This is a genomic window from Rhodococcus sp. RS1C4 (assembly GCF_002258225.1).
GTDB classification, from domain to species: domain Bacteria; phylum Actinomycetota; class Actinomycetes; order Mycobacteriales; family Mycobacteriaceae; genus Rhodococcoides; species Rhodococcoides fascians_E.
The window spans coordinates 60,642-77,686 of sequence record NZ_NOXZ01000034.1 but is presented as its reverse complement, the minus strand read 5'-3'; the positions used below and the strand labels follow the sequence as shown (position 1 = coordinate 77,686).

Genomic DNA, 17,045 nt, shown 5'->3' with positions numbered 1-17,045 from the left:
CCGTGGACTTCCTCACCTACGCTTCGCTCGGTCTGTCGACCGGCGGCGCCTACGCGCTCGTCGCGCTGGGTCTCATTGCGGCCTACCGCGGAACCGGCGTCATCAATTTCGCGCAGGGCGCGCTCGGCACGTTCGGCGCATACTCGTTCTGGAAACTGTACGAGGCGGGAGTACCTCTACCCCTGGCCATCGTGCTCGGCGTCGTGGTCAGCGGCGCGATCGGCATCGTGTTCTTCGCGGTTGTCGGCAAGCGTCTCGCCCACGCACCCGTCGTCACGAAAATCTTGATCACGCTCGGTCTGCTGCTTGTTCTCGAAGCGATTGTGCGCATCGCATGGACCAATCACCAGATCACCATCAACCCATTCCTGGTCAGTGGCGGATTCGAGATCGGGGGAGTGCGCGTCCAGAACATCAGCCTGCTTCTCGGTGCCACAGCACTGATTGCGACGATCGCGCTGCATGCGTTGTTCACGCGCACTCGCTTCGGGTTGATCACCATGGCCATCCAGGACACCGACCTCGGTGCACAGTCGATCGGTATCGATCCTCGCAAGTGGGGTTCGGCGGCGTGGGGACTCGCTGGCGTGCTGTCGGCCGCCGGTAGCGTCCTCGTCCTCCCGATCACTCAGTTGTCGCCGACGTCGGCGGCCACGCTGCTGGTTCCCGCGCTCGGCGCTGCACTGGCCGCGAAGTTCCGACGCTTCTGGGTCGCGTTCGGTGTCGCCATCGGCGCCGGTGTGCTGGAGGGGCTCGTGACCGGACTGGTCGACGCCCAACTCGCACGCGCTGTCCCGCACATCATTGCCCTCGCCGTCCTCATCGCCTTCGCGCGTACCGACATGAGCCGGGGTACTCGCGAGGTCAAGGCGGTGTTCCATGTGGGATCCGGTCGCATCAGGCCGGTCCACGTCGCCGTAGGCGTCGCTGTGGTCGTGGCACTGATTTCGTTCGGCAGTGGCTCGACCGTCGACGCGTTGAGCCTGACGGCCATTTTCGGCCTCGTTGCGTTGGGCATCGTCGTCTCGACGGGATTCACCGGTCAGGTCAATGCACTTCCGCTTACGTTCGCGGGTATTTCGATGCTGGTGTTCGGGGCAGTCAGTTCGCAAGGTGCGTCGCTACCGGTGTCGGCGGCAGCGGCGTTGGCAGTGTCGCTGGCGTTCGCGGCGGCGTCGTCGATCGTGTTCGTGCGTGCGCGGATCTACGAGGTCACCATCGGATCCCTCGCGATCGCATCGATCGTGCAGACGATGGTGTTCTCCGTCGACTACTTCTTCAACGGGAACACCGGGTGGGCGATCGGTGACACGTCCCTGTTCGGTATCTCGGTCAGCAACATTCTCGAACCGCAGAACTTTGCGGTGCTGGCGTGGACCGTCCTGATCGTGGGGCTGATCGCGGTCGCCAATGTCCGACGCTCGTCCGTCGGCCGCTACCTGCTCTCCGTTCGGCAGGACGAGCGGCTGCCTGCGGCGCTCGGAATCAACGCTGTGCGAGCGAAATTCACGTCGATCCTGTTGTCCGGCACGTTGTGGGGACTGGCGGGAATCCTTCTCGCGATACAGCGCGGGTTCATCTCGAAGGGCCAGATCACGCTGGAAGGCTTCACCTACAGTGACTCCTTGGCGTTGATCGCGTTCACCATCCTGGCCGGAACCGGTCACCTGGCGGGCGCTGTGCTCGCCGGATTGTTCGCACCAGGGGGACTGTTGGCGTCGATCCTGTCCTTCACCCCCGACATCAACGACTGGCTGTCGCTGTTCTTCGCGGCCAACATGATTCTGGTCCTGACCACGGAACCCGACGGTGTTGTCGGTCAGTTCCTGCGGCTTCGAGGCGCAGTGTTCCGGAGACTGCGTCCGTCTGCCTCGACACCCGTAGCGAAGGAGAAGGCACATGCCACAGCTGAGCGTTCGTGACCTCTCGGTCGAGATCGACGGCCATCGCATCCTCGACTCCGTGTCGATGACGGTCTCGCCGGGCCGCATCGTCGGACTCCTCGGTGCCAACGGAGCAGGCAAGAGCACCGCGATCGACGCCATAACCGGCTACCAGCGGATCACGTCGGGAACCATCGAGGTGGGGGATCGCGATCTGACGCACGCCAGCGCGCCGGCGCGGGCGCGTCACGGTATCAGCCGGACGTTTCAGGACTATCTGCTGTTCGAGGATCTGACCGTCGAGGAGAACTTGCTTTCCGCGGCCGAGGTACGTGGGCGCAAATCCGTCGCCGAGAGCCTGGTTCGGTTCGGGCGCCCGGCCCGTGCCGCTCTCGCACGAGTTGATGCACTACTGATTGCGCACGGCCTCGACGCCATCAGATACAAGAGGGTCGAGGAGTTGTCGCTGGGTTGGCATGCGCGGGTGAATCTCGCCCGCGCCGCAGTGCAGGACCCCTCGGTTCTGCTGCTCGACGAGCCCGCCGCGGCGTTGAGTCTCGATGCCCGACGGCGCGTCGTCGACACCATCAAGGACATCCGCGACACCACCGATACGTCGATTCTGCTGGTCGAACACAATCTAGATGTCGTCACCGAGGTCTGCGACGACATCTACGTTCTCGAAGCAGGTGCCGTCATCGCCCACGGTGTCACCGCCGAGATTCTCGAACATCCGACGGTGCGCTCCATCTACTTCGGTGAGGACGAGTCGGCGCTGCCGGAGGGGGTTTCAGCATGACCACAGCAATTTCCACTGCAGGCCTGCGCGTCGACGGGTTGACGGTCGACTACGGCAACGGATCCGGATTGTGGGACTTCGACCTGAGCGTCGAACCAGGTGAAGTGGTCTGCGTCATCGGGAAGAACGGTGCGGGCAAGTCGAGTGCATTGCTCGGGATTTCCGGCTTCGTCGCACCGCAGTCGGGCACGGTCGCGGTGGACGGGGACGCGCTGACGGGTACTCCTTACCGGCGATGCAAGGAACACATCAGCCTTGTCGTCAAGGGACGGTCGCTGTTCGGCAGCCTCACCCTCGCCGACAATCTCGCGCTCGCTCACATCGACGAGGGTGAGTTCTTCGACCTGTTCCCGCAGTTGGAGCCCCGTCGGAACGTGTTGGCAGGCAGCCTGAGTGGTGGTCAGCAGCAGCTGGCGGCCGTCGGTCGGGCGTTGTTGCGCGACGTGCGCGTCGTACTTCTGGACGAACTCACCTTCGGACTGAGTCCTGCCGTGCGCACTCTCATCGCCCGAGTGGTCGGCGAGCAGGCGAAGCGGCGCAACATCAGCGTGGTGGTCGTCGAACAACATGTCGAGACTGCCGTCGCGATCGCCGATCGAACCCTCGTATTGGCTGACGGCCGAACAGTTCTCGAACTCGACCGAGACGAACTCGTCAGCGCAACCGACCACGTCGAACAGACCTATCTCCATCCATAGCCAGAAGGACAACCATGTTCACAGTCAAGTTCCGCGCGGGCATCATCGCCGTATCCGCGCTCTCTCTCCTCGCCGCCGGATGCTCCGGCAACGATGAATCCAGCGACGACACCATCAACGTCGGGTTCATCGCACCGCTGTCGTCGTCGGCGACGGCGTTCCAGGATCCCGCACTTGTCGCCGAGATCGCCGAGAAGGCGATCAACGATCAGGGTGGTATCAACGGCAAGAACCTCAACGTCATCGTCTACGACACCAAGGGGCAGCCCGCGAATGTCATCGCGGGTGCGCGCAAGCTCGTCAACGAGGACAACGTCGTCGCGTTCATCGGTGGCAACAGCGGTGACGGCCTGGCCGAGATCGGGAAGCAGGCAGGCGTCGTCAACTGGTTCCCGATGGGCTGCGCGGCAGCCGACGTCGACAACGAGCTCTCGATGATCGCAGCACTCAACTGCGCCGGTGCCGCGCAGGGCACCTACCTCGGCGGCACCCGCTTCAAGCCGAAAAAGGCCGTGTACGTCGCCTACGCGGGTAACACGCCGTACATCGAGAACGCGAAGCTCGGTTACAAGAACGCAGGCGTCGACGACGTCGAGATCATCGAGATTGCGCCGGATACAACCGACTACGCGCCGGTGATCGCCAAGATCAAGGCGGCGAACCCGGATGTGTGGGGCGGCATGATCTACACGCCGGAGAAGCTGACTGCACTGTTGCAGGCGGCAGTGGAGCAGAATCTGCGAATCCCGTTGGTACTGAGCAACAACGTGATGGAGGACGAGACCATCAAGGTGATCTCGGATTCCGGTATCGAGAACTCCGTTGCGCTCGAGAAGGGCGAGGACGCGGAGCTGTTCGCCACCTGGAAGGAGTACGAGGACCAGCTGGCAAAGTACGACCCCGAGGGCAAGGTCAAGACCCCGCACGACGGCAGCGTCAGCACCGACTGGCTCGCCGTATGGACGTTCGCGCAGGAGGCACGAAAGCTCGACACCGTCGACCGCGACACCTTCCGTGAGCATGCCCTGAACCTGACGGACTTCCAGACCGACGTACTGCACCCGATCGACTTCACCATCCAGGACGGACCGGTACTCACCGCTCCGCGCCAGGCCAACCTCTGGGCTTTCGCAGGTCACATTGCCGACGGTGAACTGCACGTGGACGACCCCACGCCGTTCAGCGCGTTCGAGAAGACGCCTGTTCAGTAAGGTTTCGATGTCGTCGGCCGGCCCCTGTGTGTTGGGGGTCGGCCGTCTTCCTGCGTTCAGAATAACGTCGGTGCGGCGTAGCTTCCGTCGCGAGCCTCGCGCAGTCGTGCGCTCCACCGCTGCACGAGCCACATCTCGACGAGTTCGGGACTCGTGCGGATGTCGGTCGCCCATCTCGACAGCAGCGCGATGTAGCGGTCGTAGCGTCGACGGGTGAATCCGGTGACGGCGGGGTCTTCGAGCCATCCCTCGTGGATGAGGGTGGAGACGCCGTACTGGTCGATCAACTGGGCGCGGCCGCCCTCGACCGATCCCTTCACAGCCCACATGAACGTAGCGATCAGTGACACTCCGACACCGGGGGTGTCCGGCCAGCCCGACCAGGAGCCGGACGGGGTTTCGCGAAGGATCCGGTCTCGCGCGCAACCGTCGAGAACTTTCAGGATCTTGGCGAGCGGATTCTCGTCGGGATCGGCGAGATGCGGGTTGCGCACGTCGGGGAATCGCCGCATCGCCTTGCGGTTGCGGTGGCTGCCCTGCCACGCTGCGCACAGGAACAACAGTCCGAGAGAATCGTGCTCGCACTGAGCGAGATCCGTACCCATCTTCAGGTCGTTACGCTGGACGACCGCGTTGCCGCGGGTGACGATCTGCCCGTCGAGATCCCGGCCACGCAATCGAACATCGAGGCCGGCCTCGCGCAGGTGCCGATTCCACCAGTCAAGGTCAACCTCGACACCGTCGTCCAGTACGTGCAGATCGAAGTTGCGAAGCTGGCACCACTGAACACACGCCGCAGGTGGGTCGAATCCCTCGTCGAGTCGTGACATGCCCGTCATCTTGGCAGCAGCCACCGACATGAATGGTCGACCGACTCGGCCCTACCTCCGACGTCGGCGAATCGTTCTGAAACGGTCTTTCGAGGTCACGGCCTCCGACCATCTGGTGTGCGGGTCAGTATCAGCGCTGACGACGCTCGACGCGTCGTCGGTCATCGAGATGTGCGCCGCGGAGTGCCTCCACCGCACGATCAAGCGTCGACCGGCCGGGATTCACCACGCAGACCCAGCCGTACGCGCCGTACAGCGGGTGAGGGTTGAACACGTCCTCGGTGCTGTAGTCCGCGTCTGCCGCATCGATGTCGCCCGGCGCGTAGCCGATCAGGTCGGTGAAGGCCCGCGTTCCGACGTGGATGTTCACCCGCCAGCGATCGGGTGCGTCGAGACGAGAAGCCGCGTCGTCCGGATAGTTTTTGGTGACGATCGTCGCGTAGGGCTGACGGTTATGCGGAACCCGGCCGTCGGGCGCGTAGTAGAAGAAGTAGTCGTCCCACGAGATTTCGGGATGCTCGCTCCCCGGCGCGGGCGCGAGTTCGAGGACACCGTCCTAGGTCCGTAGGCCTGCCAGGATCTGTTCCATCGACATGGTTCCAGTATCAGCTCCTTCGTCTTCAGGTGTTTCGTTGAGGTGGTGCTGGTCTTGTAACCACGGTGACCTCCGGGGCTCCGTTATCGCGAAACCACTGCTGCAGTTCGTCACCGTCGATGATGTGTGGTTCGTCGATTCCGACGTCGACGGATTCGTCGACGACGCCTCGCATGCCTGTCACATTCGCGTTTCCCAGTCGAGCTTCTTGAATGCACGCGTTGTACTTCCTATCGCCCCAGAAGCTGTTGGCGAGGTTTGCTCCGCGTAGGTCGATTTGGAACATGAACGCCTGAGCCAGATCGGTGTCATGCATGTCTGCGTCGCGAAAATCCGAGCCGGACAGATCCGCCTTGTGCAGCTGTGTTCCGACGAGTATCGCGCCTCGGCCGTTGGACCCGCGCAATAGCGCCTTTCGCAGGACTGATCCGGTGAAGTCTGTGCCGGTGAGATCGGCGTCGAGTATCCATGCGTAACCCAGGTAGCAAGACCTCAGCTTGACACCGGAAAGGTTCGCTGAAACCCAGTCGGCATCAACGATATCCAGCCCCGAAAGATCCGCTCCCGAGAAGTCCATTTCGCCGGCCGCAAGCGTCGGGTGTACGGGCGGAGAAGCGCCGAGCTTGATGAACCATTCCTCCAAGGCTCGTCTCGATCGCGGATCGGTTGGCCACGAGACCAAGTCTTCTCGCGAACGTTTGTAGTCGATAGCCACTTGGGTTCACTTTCGGTCGACTTCTTCGGTGCAGGGATCGCTTGCAACCTTGGTATCAACACCGTTTCACCGCAACTGATTTTGGCCTCGATTACCACCGGAATTCATCAGCATCACAGCTGTGACGCGCGTCGAAGTCAGGGTAATGCGAGGCCCACAGTCAAGGCGCGAACGGCGTCGTCGGTCACGTCACTTTCGGCTCGGTCGAGTGCTGGCGCACTGACGTTCAGTGTTCCCATGCAGAATTGTCACGTACTGAATCGGCCATGTTCACCTCCGTTTCGCCAGACCAGCCGCTGCAGGTCGAAAACGAGGAGCATATCGTAGCCGCCCAAACTATCGAGAGTGAAGCAAATAGTCAGTGTTGCAGAGAGTTCCGCAGTCTGGTCGCGCTGGAGTTCGCGCACCGTGACCAGGATCGGGTAGTCCTCGAAGTGAAGGTTTCGATCCACTTCGTACGAGTGCGCCATCTCCAACTCGATCACCGCGCTCGGGGTGAGACCGCGGTAGGAGTCGGCGGCGTCAAGCGGCGCCACCCTGTCCAGGCTCCGGATGCCGGCGGCACGGGACAAGTCCGCGATAATCTCCGATTGGCCCTTGGTAGTCCTCACGAACAACTGATGGTGCGCGCTCAACGTGCCTCCTTGTTCACGAAATTTCGAGATCGTGGAGTTCCACGTCGCGAATGCCTCCGCGGGTTGTGTCAGCTCTTGTTGAGCTGAGCACCTACGAGTTTGGCCTGGCAGGGCAACCGCGCACGTCTCGAATTTACTCTCAACACGTCTGCTCGATTGAGCGACAGTCAGATCTACTGGCTTATCGGCGGGATTCGTCGACTACTGAGACATCCGGTGCGCCGGCATCGACGAACCATTGCTGCAATTCTGCACCAATGAGGATTCGAGACTCGCTGATTCCGACGTCGACTGCGTGGATCACATCACCTGTCATGTTCTCCAGATTTGCTCCGCCTATCTTGGCGCCAGCTAAGTTGGCGTTCGTTGGGTACGCACCCAACGACGACCCACGTAGATCTGCACCGCGGAGATCGGTCGCGTGAAAAAAGGCTTGAGTCAAGTTCGTGTCGTGAAGATCGGCACCGCGGAGGTCGGCGTCGGACAGATCGGTCCGGTTCAGTTGCGCCTCGACAAAGATGGATTCACGGGCATCGCAACCATGCATGTCGGCCTTCCTCAGATTGGCCGCGTTGAAGTCGGTACCGCATAGTCTCGCGTCGATCAGCCACGCTCGGGAGAGGTAGGTACCCCGTAACCGCGTGCGATCGAGTATCGCGGAAGTCCACTCCGCGCCGGCGAAGTCCATACCGGAGAGGTCTGAATCGGAGAAGTCCAGTCCTCCTCCTTCGAGAATTGGGATATTGCCAGGTGTCACCTGTTCGAAAAATGTCTCCAAGGCCTGGATGGCTTTGTCGTCGTCCGGCCACACGGTGACATCTTGACGTCGCGTCCGGTATTCGATCATGATGTCCACCTTACTTTCCCAGCCCATTCTGGAAAGTGACGCGCGTAGTCCCTCGACTCGGCTTCGTACGGACCCGGAGGCATGCGCGCACATCTCGGCGGCGTCGTAAAAGCCTGCGGATTGACGTTCCTTGCGATCCTCGAAGCATGCGAACATTCATGTCGGCTGTAACCGTGTAGTGATGGTGCGCGGAACGGGTCAGCATCTCGATCTGACTTACGTGCGCGACGAGGTCAGTCGCTGCGGCAGCCCACGTTGCATGTGCGTCCGTGTAGGCGTCGGCTCCGGGTCCGGTCCAGCCGGCCTGTGTCAAAGATGCTGCGCGACGGTCGAGCTCGTCCAACTCGTCCCGAACGAAGCCCGCGAGTCCGGAGATACGAGCAGTCAGCGCTTCGAGGTCAGCTGGGTCGACTGAGAACGGCATGGTCATAACTGATCGGCAATCGTCGATCGCGTCTGTTCCTCGGCTGCCTCATAACCGACGGCCGCATCTGTCAAAGAGACGGACAATGCCGCCAATGAGTCGAGAATTCGGCTGCCATCGTGGTGACAGTGATTCCAGACCTCGCGATGCGTATCTGCCGACGTACCGGTCCACGCGACTGCGTCCACGTCGCGGCTGACAGACGACAGCGCGCCACGCACCGTCTGTTCGAGCTGTCTGGCCGCGGCCCCCACCGCAGGGATCTGTTCCGGAATTGCTGACAACATCCCGTCAGGGGTCCCCCCGTCGCCCATATCGAGCAAGCTACACCACGCGGATGATGCTGTGCTGAGCGTCGAAGTCGTCGAGAAAATCTTGAGATCGAGGGAACCAAACGGGTGCGTAGTGCGTCCGTACGGATAACGCGTAGGCAAGCGCACGGAGCACTGTCATTTTCGAGATGAAAAAGGGCTGAGCGGTATTGGGGGAGTTCGAGTACTTCGCCGCTCCGGCGGTTCAGTGGTCATCGTCCCTGTGACGAATCTGCGTACGGTTGCGGCCCGTCGGGTGGAACCGAACACCCCTCAGCTGCGTCCAATTCGATTGGGGTGGGATTCCGCCCTCGGATGCCGACCAGTGGGGGAACGAAAGATGGGACACGGCGCAGGGAGAGGTGCGGATGCCTCGATGGAGGTACATCCGGCGAGTCTTCGTTCGGCATCGCTGGAACTTCGCAGCCGGGCGGAATTGCTGGCCTCGCAGGTTAGGGACACGGTCATCGATGACCGTCCCGTCGCTGGCTCGCGAGTTGCCGAAGTGCTGTCGCACGTTGGCCCTGTTCTGGTGGCCAGTGTCGAGGCGTCCTCGGCACGGATGATGCAGTTCTCAGTGAACCTAGAAGACTGCGCGTCGGCGTACGAGCAGGCTGATGATGAGTTCGCGAGATGTGTTCTCGAATCGAGCAATTGCTTGAGTCCTGGGAAGTTCGAGACGTGAAACACGCTCTTGGGAAGAGCATAGTCCTCGGCTGGAATCCCGAGAACGTACTCTCCGAGACCGGGAGACTGCGTGAGTTGGTTGCAGTGATGGAAGATGCCGCGCCACAACCGCGTAGCGCGCTGGAATCGCTGCGTGGATCCGGCGCGTGGCGAGGTGATGCACAATCGGCTGCCGAGAACTGGGCACGTGCTGACTCTCAGCAGATTCAACAGAGTGCGCAGTTTACGTCGTCGTTAGAGGCAGCGTTGGCCGCCGGGATGTCGAGATTTGCCGCAGCGCAGCATCGATTGGCAGACGCGGTTGCCGCCGCCGAAGCCTCCGGATGCCCGGTGTCCGAGGACTGGTCGATTCCGGAGGTTGCATCCGACCGACCTCAACGCGAATTTCACCGATCGAAAATCGGTCGCTGCCTTGCTGAGATGAATAGGTGCGATGAGGAGGCTGCGTTGTCACTGGCCCGTGCACTGGACGCGTTCGGGCGTGGAGGTGAGGCGTTTGGTTTTGTACCTATCGTTATCGGCGCGGCGTTCTTGATAGATGCCGCCGTGGCTGCGTTGATCGCCGGTGGTGTCATGTCGGTAGGTGCGATCCTGTTCGCGTTGGTCGACGAGTTCGGCGTCGATGCCTGGGATACGATCGAAAGTGCCGTTCCCAGCTCGTTCTTCGAGGACGCAGGGCCGGTCGATGAAGATGGAATCAAAGATCGAGTCGTAGATGCAACGGTTCCTGGGCGGAGCCCGCCAATTCGACAAGCAGAGAATGAGCAGCAACTCAGAGACCTGTGGGACGCCCTGACTGCAGAGGGAAGGGCCGTAGAGGACGTCCGATATCCGGGTCAAGTTGTCGAGTTGCCAGACGGCACCAAGGTCAGGCTGCGAGAGGCCAGCAGATCAGGCGGACCGACGATCGATATAAACTACCCCAGCGGCGACAAGGACAAGGTGCATATCGCATGAGCGACGAGCGACTACAACATTTTCTGCTCTTCGAAATGGAAGACGATTGGTTGTCTCTTGGAGAGTTTGCATATTTCATTCGGCGTATCTCGCCTGCGACGTACACACGTCGCAAAATTCTCGACGTGATCTCCGAACTCGCGCAGAGTGGCTACCTCCGGTTCGGTGGTTGGTCCATGGCTAGTAAAACCTGGGCGCCATGGGAAGTCAGCGAGGAGGTCGCGATGGACAGGATTACCAACGGATACCTCGGCGAACCAGGCGTACTGGACGCGACGGACGAGGAACTGTCGAACACCGAGATTTTCCGTGCCGACATCACGGGCAGGGGACTTGCACGTCTCGCCGAGCTGGGCAACCCCTACGAGAAATACGGGAACCCCTGGGAGTCGGACCCATCCAAACAGGGGAGGGGAAATTATCCTCCCTGGGTGCCATGAGGATTCAAGCGCTGGTTGACCGAAGCCTGGCTCGAGCGATTGTGTGTATACACGCCTTCTCCTCAGCGTCGCATCGCCAATCACCTGGCCTCATCGCGACTGAAGAACTCCGGAACTCCGGTTGGTATGGATCATCCTGGAGGGTCGGGAAACCCATGCTCACGTATCCGGGCGCGCGCTCAGTGTCTCTTAGAAGACGCCGGTTCAGTAGGCGGAGACCAGATCGGCATTCGGTACGCTCATCGGGTGTACCCGCGGCCGATTGCTCTCGACACGTTGGGTGCCTGGGTGATCAAGTGCAATCCAGCCTCCACGAATCTCGCGCCGATGATCGCCTCGGGGAGAGCACACGAATGGTGGTGTGTGGCGGCCAATTACCGAACCCGCTTGATGGCCGCGGGTCAGCCGGTTCTGTTCTGGGTCAGTGGCCCTCGGCGGCGCGGTGTGTGGGGAGCAGGTCACTTGACCGGTGCCGCGGTACCGGGTGAGCGGTGGAAGGTACCCACGGATATCGTGTTGTTCGACGAACCCCTTCTTGCTGAGCAACTTTCGGTTCTTCCTGAACTGGAAGTGTTCCGCTCACCTCAGCAGGCCAACCCGTCGTGGGTCGATTTGGATGCGTGGCCGGTAATCAAGCAATCCTTCCCCAGACGTGATCGACCCGAAAGACCTGCTCGTCGAGCCGTGACATGCGTCATCTCGGCATCGCGTCAGGGCGCGAAGACGTACACCGGCCGGTCCATGTAGGTAGCCGACCCCGGGACGAAGAAGAGCCGATTCAATGCGATGTGATTGCCCCAGAGATCGGTTTGACTGCACGAGTTCTGTCCGCGAGCCCACGCGCAGCGGATGGGCTGGGAAGTGCCGTACGGGCTGATGACCAAGGAAGCGTCGCTACGAGAACCATAAGCCGCGGGATCGAAGACACTGACGAACGAGTCGGTCGAGTCCACCGGGCCCGGCAGGTATGACACAGGGTCTGCAGATGCGGCCGGTGCCGCAACCGCGGCGATGCTGACGACAAGGACGAAGGAGGCGAGTATCCGTTTCAGCATCGTGGCTCCGATCGTCGAGAGTTTGTTCGGTTCGACTCGTGAATCGCACTGCCGAAACTGCGTGTTACCTCGGGGTAACGACAACGTGCCATCAGAGCACTGCGCCGTGGTCGCTCCCGGTGGGCAACTCTGGTTGACTGGTTCGTGTCACTGCGGGCACGAGGGGTCGGCTCGGCAGCCGCTCGAGCTGCGGTGGCTCATGGATCTGCAAGAGGGCGTGCCTGAGGACGATGCGACAGTTTTTACGATGGTGGTATCACCCCGCCGACTACGACTGGACCGTTGCGTATCACCGACGGGATCCGCTTCTTCGCAATGCCAACTGGGCGGTGTCGTCGTGGTGCGGACTGTATGCAGTGCTTTGCGTGTTGGCGGCGCACACGCCTGCCGGTGTGCCAGAGGGGAACGGGCGGGTGATCGCGTATTCGCTCGCGGCGACCGCGACGGTCATCGCCCTGGTGTGGCTCCGCCGGTCCTGGCTTTCGCGGACGATGTCGCGAGTGTTCGTCGGCTATCTCGAAATCGGTGCTGTCGTGCTGCTCCTGTCGTTGCAGGATCCGTTCGTGGCTTTGCCGTGCGCGGCTGCTCTGGGAGTCATCGGCAGTTACATCGTCACGTTCCACAGCCCGAAGCTGTTCGTTGCTCATCAAGTCCTGTCGGTCACCACGGTCGGGATCTTGTTCACCGAAGCGGTGACGTCGCCTGATGCCGACGTGGTGCTGGCGTGCGCGTACCTCGTGGTCCTGACGCTCGTGCTGTTTTCGGCGCCAATCCTCGCGCACATGCTTTTGCTGTTGCTTCGGCGTGATGCTGCGTCCGCGTTCTACGACCCGCTGACCGGTCTGTTGAATCGGCGTGGGTTCGATTCCGTGTTCGCCGAGCGCGTGCGGGGCCCTGGTTCCCTGATGATCGTCGATCTCGACGATTTCAAAGGCATCAACGACAGCTACGGGCATGCTCACGGCGACATGGTGCTCAGAGACATCGCGAGCACCCTGTACGCGGAGTTCCCGGCGCCTGCACTGTCGGCGCGGATCGGGGGAGAGGAATTTCTGATTCTGGACGAGGCGGATGACGCCGAGGCGCTCACGCGGGCACAGCGGCTCCTCGTCCACCTGGACAAGGGACGAGCGGGCAGCACGACGGTGAGCATCGGTGTTGCACGGCTGCCGGCCCGCTCGTCGGTCGAGGATCTCTGGCGTGCCTGCGACAGGGCCGACGCCGCGATGTACACGGCCAAGAAGGCCGGAGGGAATTCCATTCACGTCGACGACACTCGACCGATGGATCTGTGACACGGGTCTGCACTTCAGAACAGCGTCGGCCCGGTGTATCGGGCCTCGTGCGCCTCTTGTCGCCGGGCGTTCCATCGTTCGACGAGCCGCGGTTGTGGTGGTCGCGCGCTGCGACCACGAATTACCTAAGTCGTTCGCAGAGTTCGATGGAACTCCCCGGGTGGGGACCTCGATCTGGCCGCCAGAGGGTGCTTTTCATCGTGACGGACACCGCCTTTGGCGACGACCTCCGGCGCCTGCCTACGGCGCTTTGTCGGACCGGATCGCTATGTTCAGTCTCGCCAGCAAATGGAACCGGACCGGGGGGATACGGGCGTGGTCAACGAAGCTCTAGATGAACATCTGATCGAACTACTGAACATCCACTACGAGAATTCAGCCGTGATGAGGCGGTCTCTGTTGAGCCCGGCCGGTTTCTTGTCGGCCGCTCACCAGACATTTTCGGGGCCGAAGGTAGCTGTTCGAGGAGAGTGCCGACGGCTGGCTCACTACGCCGAGGGCAAAGGAATCTGGTTGACGCTGAGCGTGCTCGAGGGCGGCAGCAGACGCGACGTCGAAGCCCACATCAGCCCGAAGGCAAGTCCCATCATTGCCCGGTTCTTGAAGAACCGGTGTGACGTTACATTGGCGGACCATCTCGCTGTCGGCCATGAGTTGACACTCGGTGGGGAGATGGTGCTGCAAGCTCACACGGGGAAATTGTTTCTGGAAGTCGACAAGGTCGGGGCGCGGTTTGCACTTGTCGGGGGCTTTACGACGACGATGCTGCAGCACCGAACCGAGATGGTCAGGCTGGGCGCCAGCCGGCACAGGATGTCCGACAACTTGTCTCACCACAGCGGATACTCCCCAACGGATATCCCATGGCCCAAGCCGTTCTCGAACATGGTGGTGATCACCTCGCGAAACTCCCTTGGAGCTGAGGACATGCTCCGGCAACTGTCGAAGCGTCACCGCGGTTTCCGGTGTGTTGTCGACGAGTCAGTCACCGTCGAAGGAAGATTGGCGCCGAAGTCCATCGTCGAGGCTATCCGCCGACATACCGAAGCTGGGGCGCAGCTGATCATGCTGATTCGGGGCGGGGGAAGCGGCCAAGGACTGGCCGCTTTCGACGATCCCGTGCTAGGCGCATGCATTCTCAACTCGACGGTTCCGGTTTTCACTGGACTTGGTCATGCTCAAGATATAAGTCTCGCAGATCGTGCTGCGAAGGCATCTTTCGATACCCCAACTGCCGCAGGCAATGCGGTCGACAAGCACCTGTGGACAACCGGCAAAGCCACACGGCAGGCGGCAGCCGAGATCAAGAGCAAGCGTTCGACTGCGCAGCAGAACCGTGCGAAGGTAACCGAAGCGGTTGCTCATGCTCAGACGCTTAGGGAGCTCGACAGGGCTCACGCCGAGCGTGTGAGACTGCAGGCAGAAATGAAAGAGATGTCGGATGGTGTGCTTCACTGGGTGAATCGCTATCACGCGGCGCTGCACGTCACTGCATATCAACGATTGTTGCTGCGTAGCAGAGCATTCGGATCGGCATTCCTGACCCTGGCCGGGATCGCAGCCCTTTTCATGTCGGTGGGAATGGCACCTGCGGGGTACGGATACGGCGTTCTCGCTGTACTATTGCCGGCCGCGACATACGTGCTGCGAGGGCCACACCGAGCACTTCAACCGGTCTCACTTCCGACCAGGTTGGACCGTGCCGACTGGTACGCGAAAGCGCTGACGGTGAAGACACCGCGCCAATATCGGACAGTGTGGCCGAACTGGCCGAAGCCCCAATGACGATGCGACGGGAACGCCCCGTATACCGAACTCGGCTCCTCAGTGTTCAAGGTCGCCCTCCAGCAAACCGAAGATGGTCGTCCCTGCCAGTAAGGAAACCGTTACGCTCGGCGACTACTGTTAATAGTGCGGAGCTTCCGAACGGAATCCAGACGACGATTGGTTGATTGAGGCTGCCGTCGTGACGGTTTTAGTAGCAGTTGTCAGCTATACGATGGGTTGGGGGTTTCCCATACGCTCGCGTACTTCTCGGACACCAACGGCCACACCCAGTTCAGACCGTCTTCGACGGAGTCGACAGTGGCAGCTAGGTCGCCGAAGAGGACGAACTCATGTGGGATTACACGGCCTGCTGAGTCTCGCCGTCCGAGTGGATCTTGAATGCGTAGCGCGACTCGTCCGTCCTTGCGGTGCCACGCGGTCGGTTCATCTCCGAGATCTTCGAAGGCGCGCTCGTAGTCCGGGAGCGGATCGCTCAGTCCGGCATCGAGAAGGAACCGGAAACCCCAGGCCCGGCCCCGAGTGGCCCAGATTAGGCTCTCCGAATGTGCGGGGTTGCTACTCACTTCGGGTTCCTGATCACTTTGTCATCGACACCCTGCTCGAGATCAAGCTTGAACTGCGTCAGAGTCGCTCTCAGGTAGTCGTGCTTCGCCCGCGCTTGCTCGTTCATTTGCTTGAGTTTCGGTCCTACCAGCTTGACTGCTTCTGCCAAGATCGGCAGCGCCATGGCGGCGACCATGCCTGCCGTGCCCGCTTTGGCCAACATTTTCTCGATCGGCCCGAATTTCTTATCGGCTAGGCCGGCTGCCAACAACTCGGCGCCGTCGGCGAGCGACTCGAGCACTTTGAAAGGGATATTGAACTTCTGCTGCCACTGCACGCGGCGTTCCAGCGGAAGAAGAGACGCAACCGGGAGTACGAGATCGAGACCGACGCGTTTCGTGAGGTCGATGTCGACCGGCTGGGGGTCATTGGACTTAAGCTCGAACTTGGCGGATGAGAGCAGCATGAAGTCTTCGCCGATCGACAGGGCTGCCGGAGTGTCGATAAATTCAGCGATGGTTGATCGAAGGTGTTCGACGTCCTCGGCTGCCTCGAGGATGACCAGATCGCGAAATGTGTCGACGTCCCAGTCTGGCAACAGGTCAGCTTTCGACAGGGCCAAGATCCAGATTCGGGGGAACTCGATGATGGGCCCGTCCTCGAGCAGGTCGCTCTTGAGTCGCAGAAGTCCTTGACGAAAGTTGAACATCAGTGACTTAAGATACAGCTGTTCTTCGCCGCGGTGATCGAGCAGTTTCTGCGCATCCACCAGCAATATTGCGACATCGGACTTGAGCAGAGAACGGAAGGTGTCGGTACGCCGGTCTTGTTCTGCCGCGCTGCTGGGCTCCTCATGGAACCATTCGCCCGGGTAGTCGTGCCACGCGAGCCGGAGGACGTCGAACGGCCTCTTCTTGGCTGCGTCGTTGTCTCCGCCTTTGAGTTTGACCGAGAAATAGTAGGTCGCGCTCTTAAAGCGCGTTTGCATCGGCGTAGACGCTTGCTTCTTCATGCCGAGGTAGTTCTTGTAGAGCCGAGTCCCTTGGCCGACGTCGTCAGCGACGAGATCCCAGAGATCGTTCTTGTAGGACCCTTCTTGAGTCGGGCCGAAGAACGACGAAACGAGAACGGTCTTGCCCGATCCACTCTCGCCGAAGACGGCGATGTGCTGCTCTCGAACTTTGGGGAACTTGGCCATGCCGGAACGGTACAACACGTCACAGACGACTTCCTCGGTCGAGCTGGCATTCCAGCTCAAGCGGCGACGAACTCCGCGCGACTGGGAATGTGCGGCGCGGTTGCGGTGATCTTCAGGCTCATCCGGCCCGCCCC

General features: G+C 61.2%; 16 protein-coding genes and 1 pseudogene. 8 read left to right on the top strand and 9 right to left on the bottom strand.

What is annotated here, in order from left to right:
• Nucleotides 1–2 precede the first annotated feature (2 nt).
• Genes CH289_RS17540 through CH289_RS17525 form a run of 4 tightly spaced genes read left to right on the top strand, consistent with a single transcriptional unit; the run spans nucleotide 3 to nucleotide 4,591 of the window.
• Nucleotides 3–1,922: an ABC transporter permease gene (locus CH289_RS17540; protein ID WP_094728260.1), complete on the top strand. Its 1,920-nt coding sequence runs from the start codon at nucleotides 3–5 to the stop codon at nucleotides 1,920–1,922.
• Complete coding sequence (locus CH289_RS17535) at nucleotides 1,900–2,682, top strand: ABC transporter ATP-binding protein (protein ID WP_033187914.1); 783 nt, start codon at nucleotides 1,900–1,902, stop codon at nucleotides 2,680–2,682. Before CH289_RS17540 ends, CH289_RS17535 begins: the two co-directional genes overlap by 23 nt.
• Complete coding sequence (locus CH289_RS17530) at nucleotides 2,679–3,380, top strand: ABC transporter ATP-binding protein (protein ID WP_020112773.1); 702 nt, start codon at nucleotides 2,679–2,681, stop codon at nucleotides 3,378–3,380. The genes CH289_RS17535 and CH289_RS17530 overlap by 4 nt, the downstream gene beginning before the upstream one ends.
• Nucleotides 3,381–3,394: 14 nt before the next feature.
• On the top strand, nucleotides 3,395–4,591 hold the full coding sequence (locus CH289_RS17525) for an ABC transporter substrate-binding protein (protein ID WP_094728259.1): 1,197 nt from the start codon (nucleotides 3,395–3,397) through the stop codon (nucleotides 4,589–4,591).
• Nucleotides 4,592–4,647: 56 nt separating this feature from the next.
• Here the strand turns inward: CH289_RS17525 and CH289_RS17520 are convergent, their stop codons facing one another.
• The 7 genes and pseudogenes from CH289_RS17520 to CH289_RS17490 all read right to left on the bottom strand — a co-directional run bounded on the left by CH289_RS17520 (nucleotide 4,648) and on the right by CH289_RS17490 (nucleotide 8,924).
• A complete protein-coding gene (locus CH289_RS17520) occupies nucleotides 4,648–5,421 on the bottom strand; it encodes an 8-oxoguanine DNA glycosylase OGG fold protein (protein ID WP_094728297.1) in 774 nt (257 codons plus the stop codon).
• A gap of 130 nt (nucleotides 5,422–5,551) precedes the next feature.
• Nucleotides 5,552–6,016: pseudogene (locus CH289_RS17515) on the bottom strand (DUF6194 family protein).
• 25 nt (nucleotides 6,017–6,041) lie between these two features.
• Nucleotides 6,042–6,731 (bottom strand): pentapeptide repeat-containing protein, encoded by a 690-nt coding sequence (locus CH289_RS17510; protein ID WP_094728258.1) that lies wholly within the window; start codon nucleotides 6,729–6,731, stop codon nucleotides 6,042–6,044.
• Nucleotides 6,732–6,979: 248 nt separating this feature from the next.
• The gene (locus tag CH289_RS17505) at nucleotides 6,980–7,366 is read right to left on the bottom strand and encodes a hypothetical protein (protein WP_094728257.1); all 387 of its coding nucleotides are present in this window, start codon (nucleotides 7,364–7,366) and stop codon (nucleotides 6,980–6,982) included.
• 181 nt (nucleotides 7,367–7,547) lie between these two features.
• Nucleotides 7,548–8,213 carry a pentapeptide repeat-containing protein gene (locus CH289_RS17500; protein ID WP_256977313.1) on the bottom strand — a complete coding sequence of 222 codons (666 nt, stop codon included), beginning with the start codon at nucleotides 8,211–8,213 and terminating at the stop codon, nucleotides 7,548–7,550.
• Nucleotides 8,214–8,223: 10 nt separating this feature from the next.
• Entirely contained in the window at nucleotides 8,224–8,637 is a 414-nt protein-coding gene (locus CH289_RS29040) for a WXG100 family type VII secretion target (RefSeq protein WP_179276828.1), read from the bottom strand.
• Nucleotides 8,638–8,639: 2 nt separating this feature from the next.
• Nucleotides 8,640–8,924, bottom strand: a complete 285-nt coding sequence (locus tag CH289_RS17490) for a WXG100 family type VII secretion target (RefSeq protein ID WP_094728254.1) — start codon at nucleotides 8,922–8,924, stop codon at nucleotides 8,640–8,642.
• 705 nt (nucleotides 8,925–9,629) lie between these two features.
• Here CH289_RS17490 and CH289_RS17480 point away from each other — a divergent pair.
• Entirely contained in the window at nucleotides 9,630–10,592 is a 963-nt protein-coding gene (locus CH289_RS17480; RefSeq protein WP_094728252.1) for a hypothetical protein, read from the top strand.
• A complete protein-coding gene (locus tag CH289_RS17475) occupies nucleotides 10,589–11,032 on the top strand; it encodes a hypothetical protein (protein WP_143545105.1) in 444 nt (147 codons plus the stop codon). The genes CH289_RS17480 and CH289_RS17475 overlap by 4 nt, the downstream gene beginning before the upstream one ends.
• Before the next feature lie 710 nt (nucleotides 11,033–11,742).
• Here CH289_RS17475 and CH289_RS17465 read toward each other — a convergent pair.
• Nucleotides 11,743–12,087, bottom strand: coding sequence for a hypothetical protein (locus tag CH289_RS17465; RefSeq protein ID WP_094654656.1), 345 nt, complete (start codon nucleotides 12,085–12,087; stop codon nucleotides 11,743–11,745).
• Between the two features lie 413 nt (nucleotides 12,088–12,500).
• Here CH289_RS17465 and CH289_RS17460 point away from each other — a divergent pair, with 413 nt between their 5' ends.
• Both CH289_RS17460 and CH289_RS17455 read left to right on the top strand, forming a co-directional pair.
• The gene (locus CH289_RS17460; RefSeq protein ID WP_094728251.1) at nucleotides 12,501–13,382 is read left to right on the top strand and encodes a GGDEF domain-containing protein; all 882 of its coding nucleotides are present in this window, start codon (nucleotides 12,501–12,503) and stop codon (nucleotides 13,380–13,382) included.
• Between the two features lie 315 nt (nucleotides 13,383–13,697).
• On the top strand, nucleotides 13,698–15,167 hold the full coding sequence (locus tag CH289_RS17455; protein WP_179276827.1) for an exodeoxyribonuclease VII large subunit: 1,470 nt from the start codon (nucleotides 13,698–13,700) through the stop codon (nucleotides 15,165–15,167).
• A gap of 562 nt (nucleotides 15,168–15,729) precedes the next feature.
• Here the strand turns inward: CH289_RS17455 and CH289_RS17445 are convergent.
• Complete coding sequence (locus CH289_RS17445; RefSeq protein ID WP_094728296.1) at nucleotides 15,730–16,911, bottom strand: TRAFAC clade GTPase domain-containing protein; 1,182 nt, start codon at nucleotides 16,909–16,911, stop codon at nucleotides 15,730–15,732.
• Nucleotides 16,912–17,045: the final 134 nt, after the last annotated feature.

Coding starts and splice junctions, on each gene's coding strand:
- CH289_RS17445 (WP_094728296.1), bottom strand. CDS start 16,911: ATGGCCAAGTTCCCCAAAGTTCGAGAGCAGCACATCGCCGTCTTCGGC.
- CH289_RS17490 (WP_094728254.1), bottom strand. CDS start 8,924: ATGTTGTCAGCAATTCCGGAACAGATCCCTGCGGTGGGGGCCGCGGCC.
- CH289_RS17535 (WP_033187914.1), top strand. CDS start 1,900: ATGCCACAGCTGAGCGTTCGTGACCTCTCGGTCGAGATCGACGGCCAT.
- CH289_RS17500 (WP_256977313.1), bottom strand. CDS start 8,213: ATGATCGAATACCGGACGCGACGTCAAGATGTCACCGTGTGGCCGGAC.
- CH289_RS17465 (WP_094654656.1), bottom strand. CDS start 12,087: ATGCTGAAACGGATACTCGCCTCCTTCGTCCTTGTCGTCAGCATCGCC.
- CH289_RS17475 (WP_143545105.1), top strand. CDS start 10,589: ATGAGCGACGAGCGACTACAACATTTTCTGCTCTTCGAAATGGAAGAC.
- CH289_RS29040 (WP_179276828.1), bottom strand. CDS start 8,637: ATGCCGTTCTCAGTCGACCCAGCTGACCTCGAAGCGCTGACTGCTCGT.
- CH289_RS17530 (WP_020112773.1), top strand. CDS start 2,679: ATGACCACAGCAATTTCCACTGCAGGCCTGCGCGTCGACGGGTTGACG.
- CH289_RS17525 (WP_094728259.1), top strand. CDS start 3,395: ATGTTCACAGTCAAGTTCCGCGCGGGCATCATCGCCGTATCCGCGCTC.
- CH289_RS17520 (WP_094728297.1), bottom strand. CDS start 5,421: ATGTCACGACTCGACGAGGGATTCGACCCACCTGCGGCGTGTGTTCAG.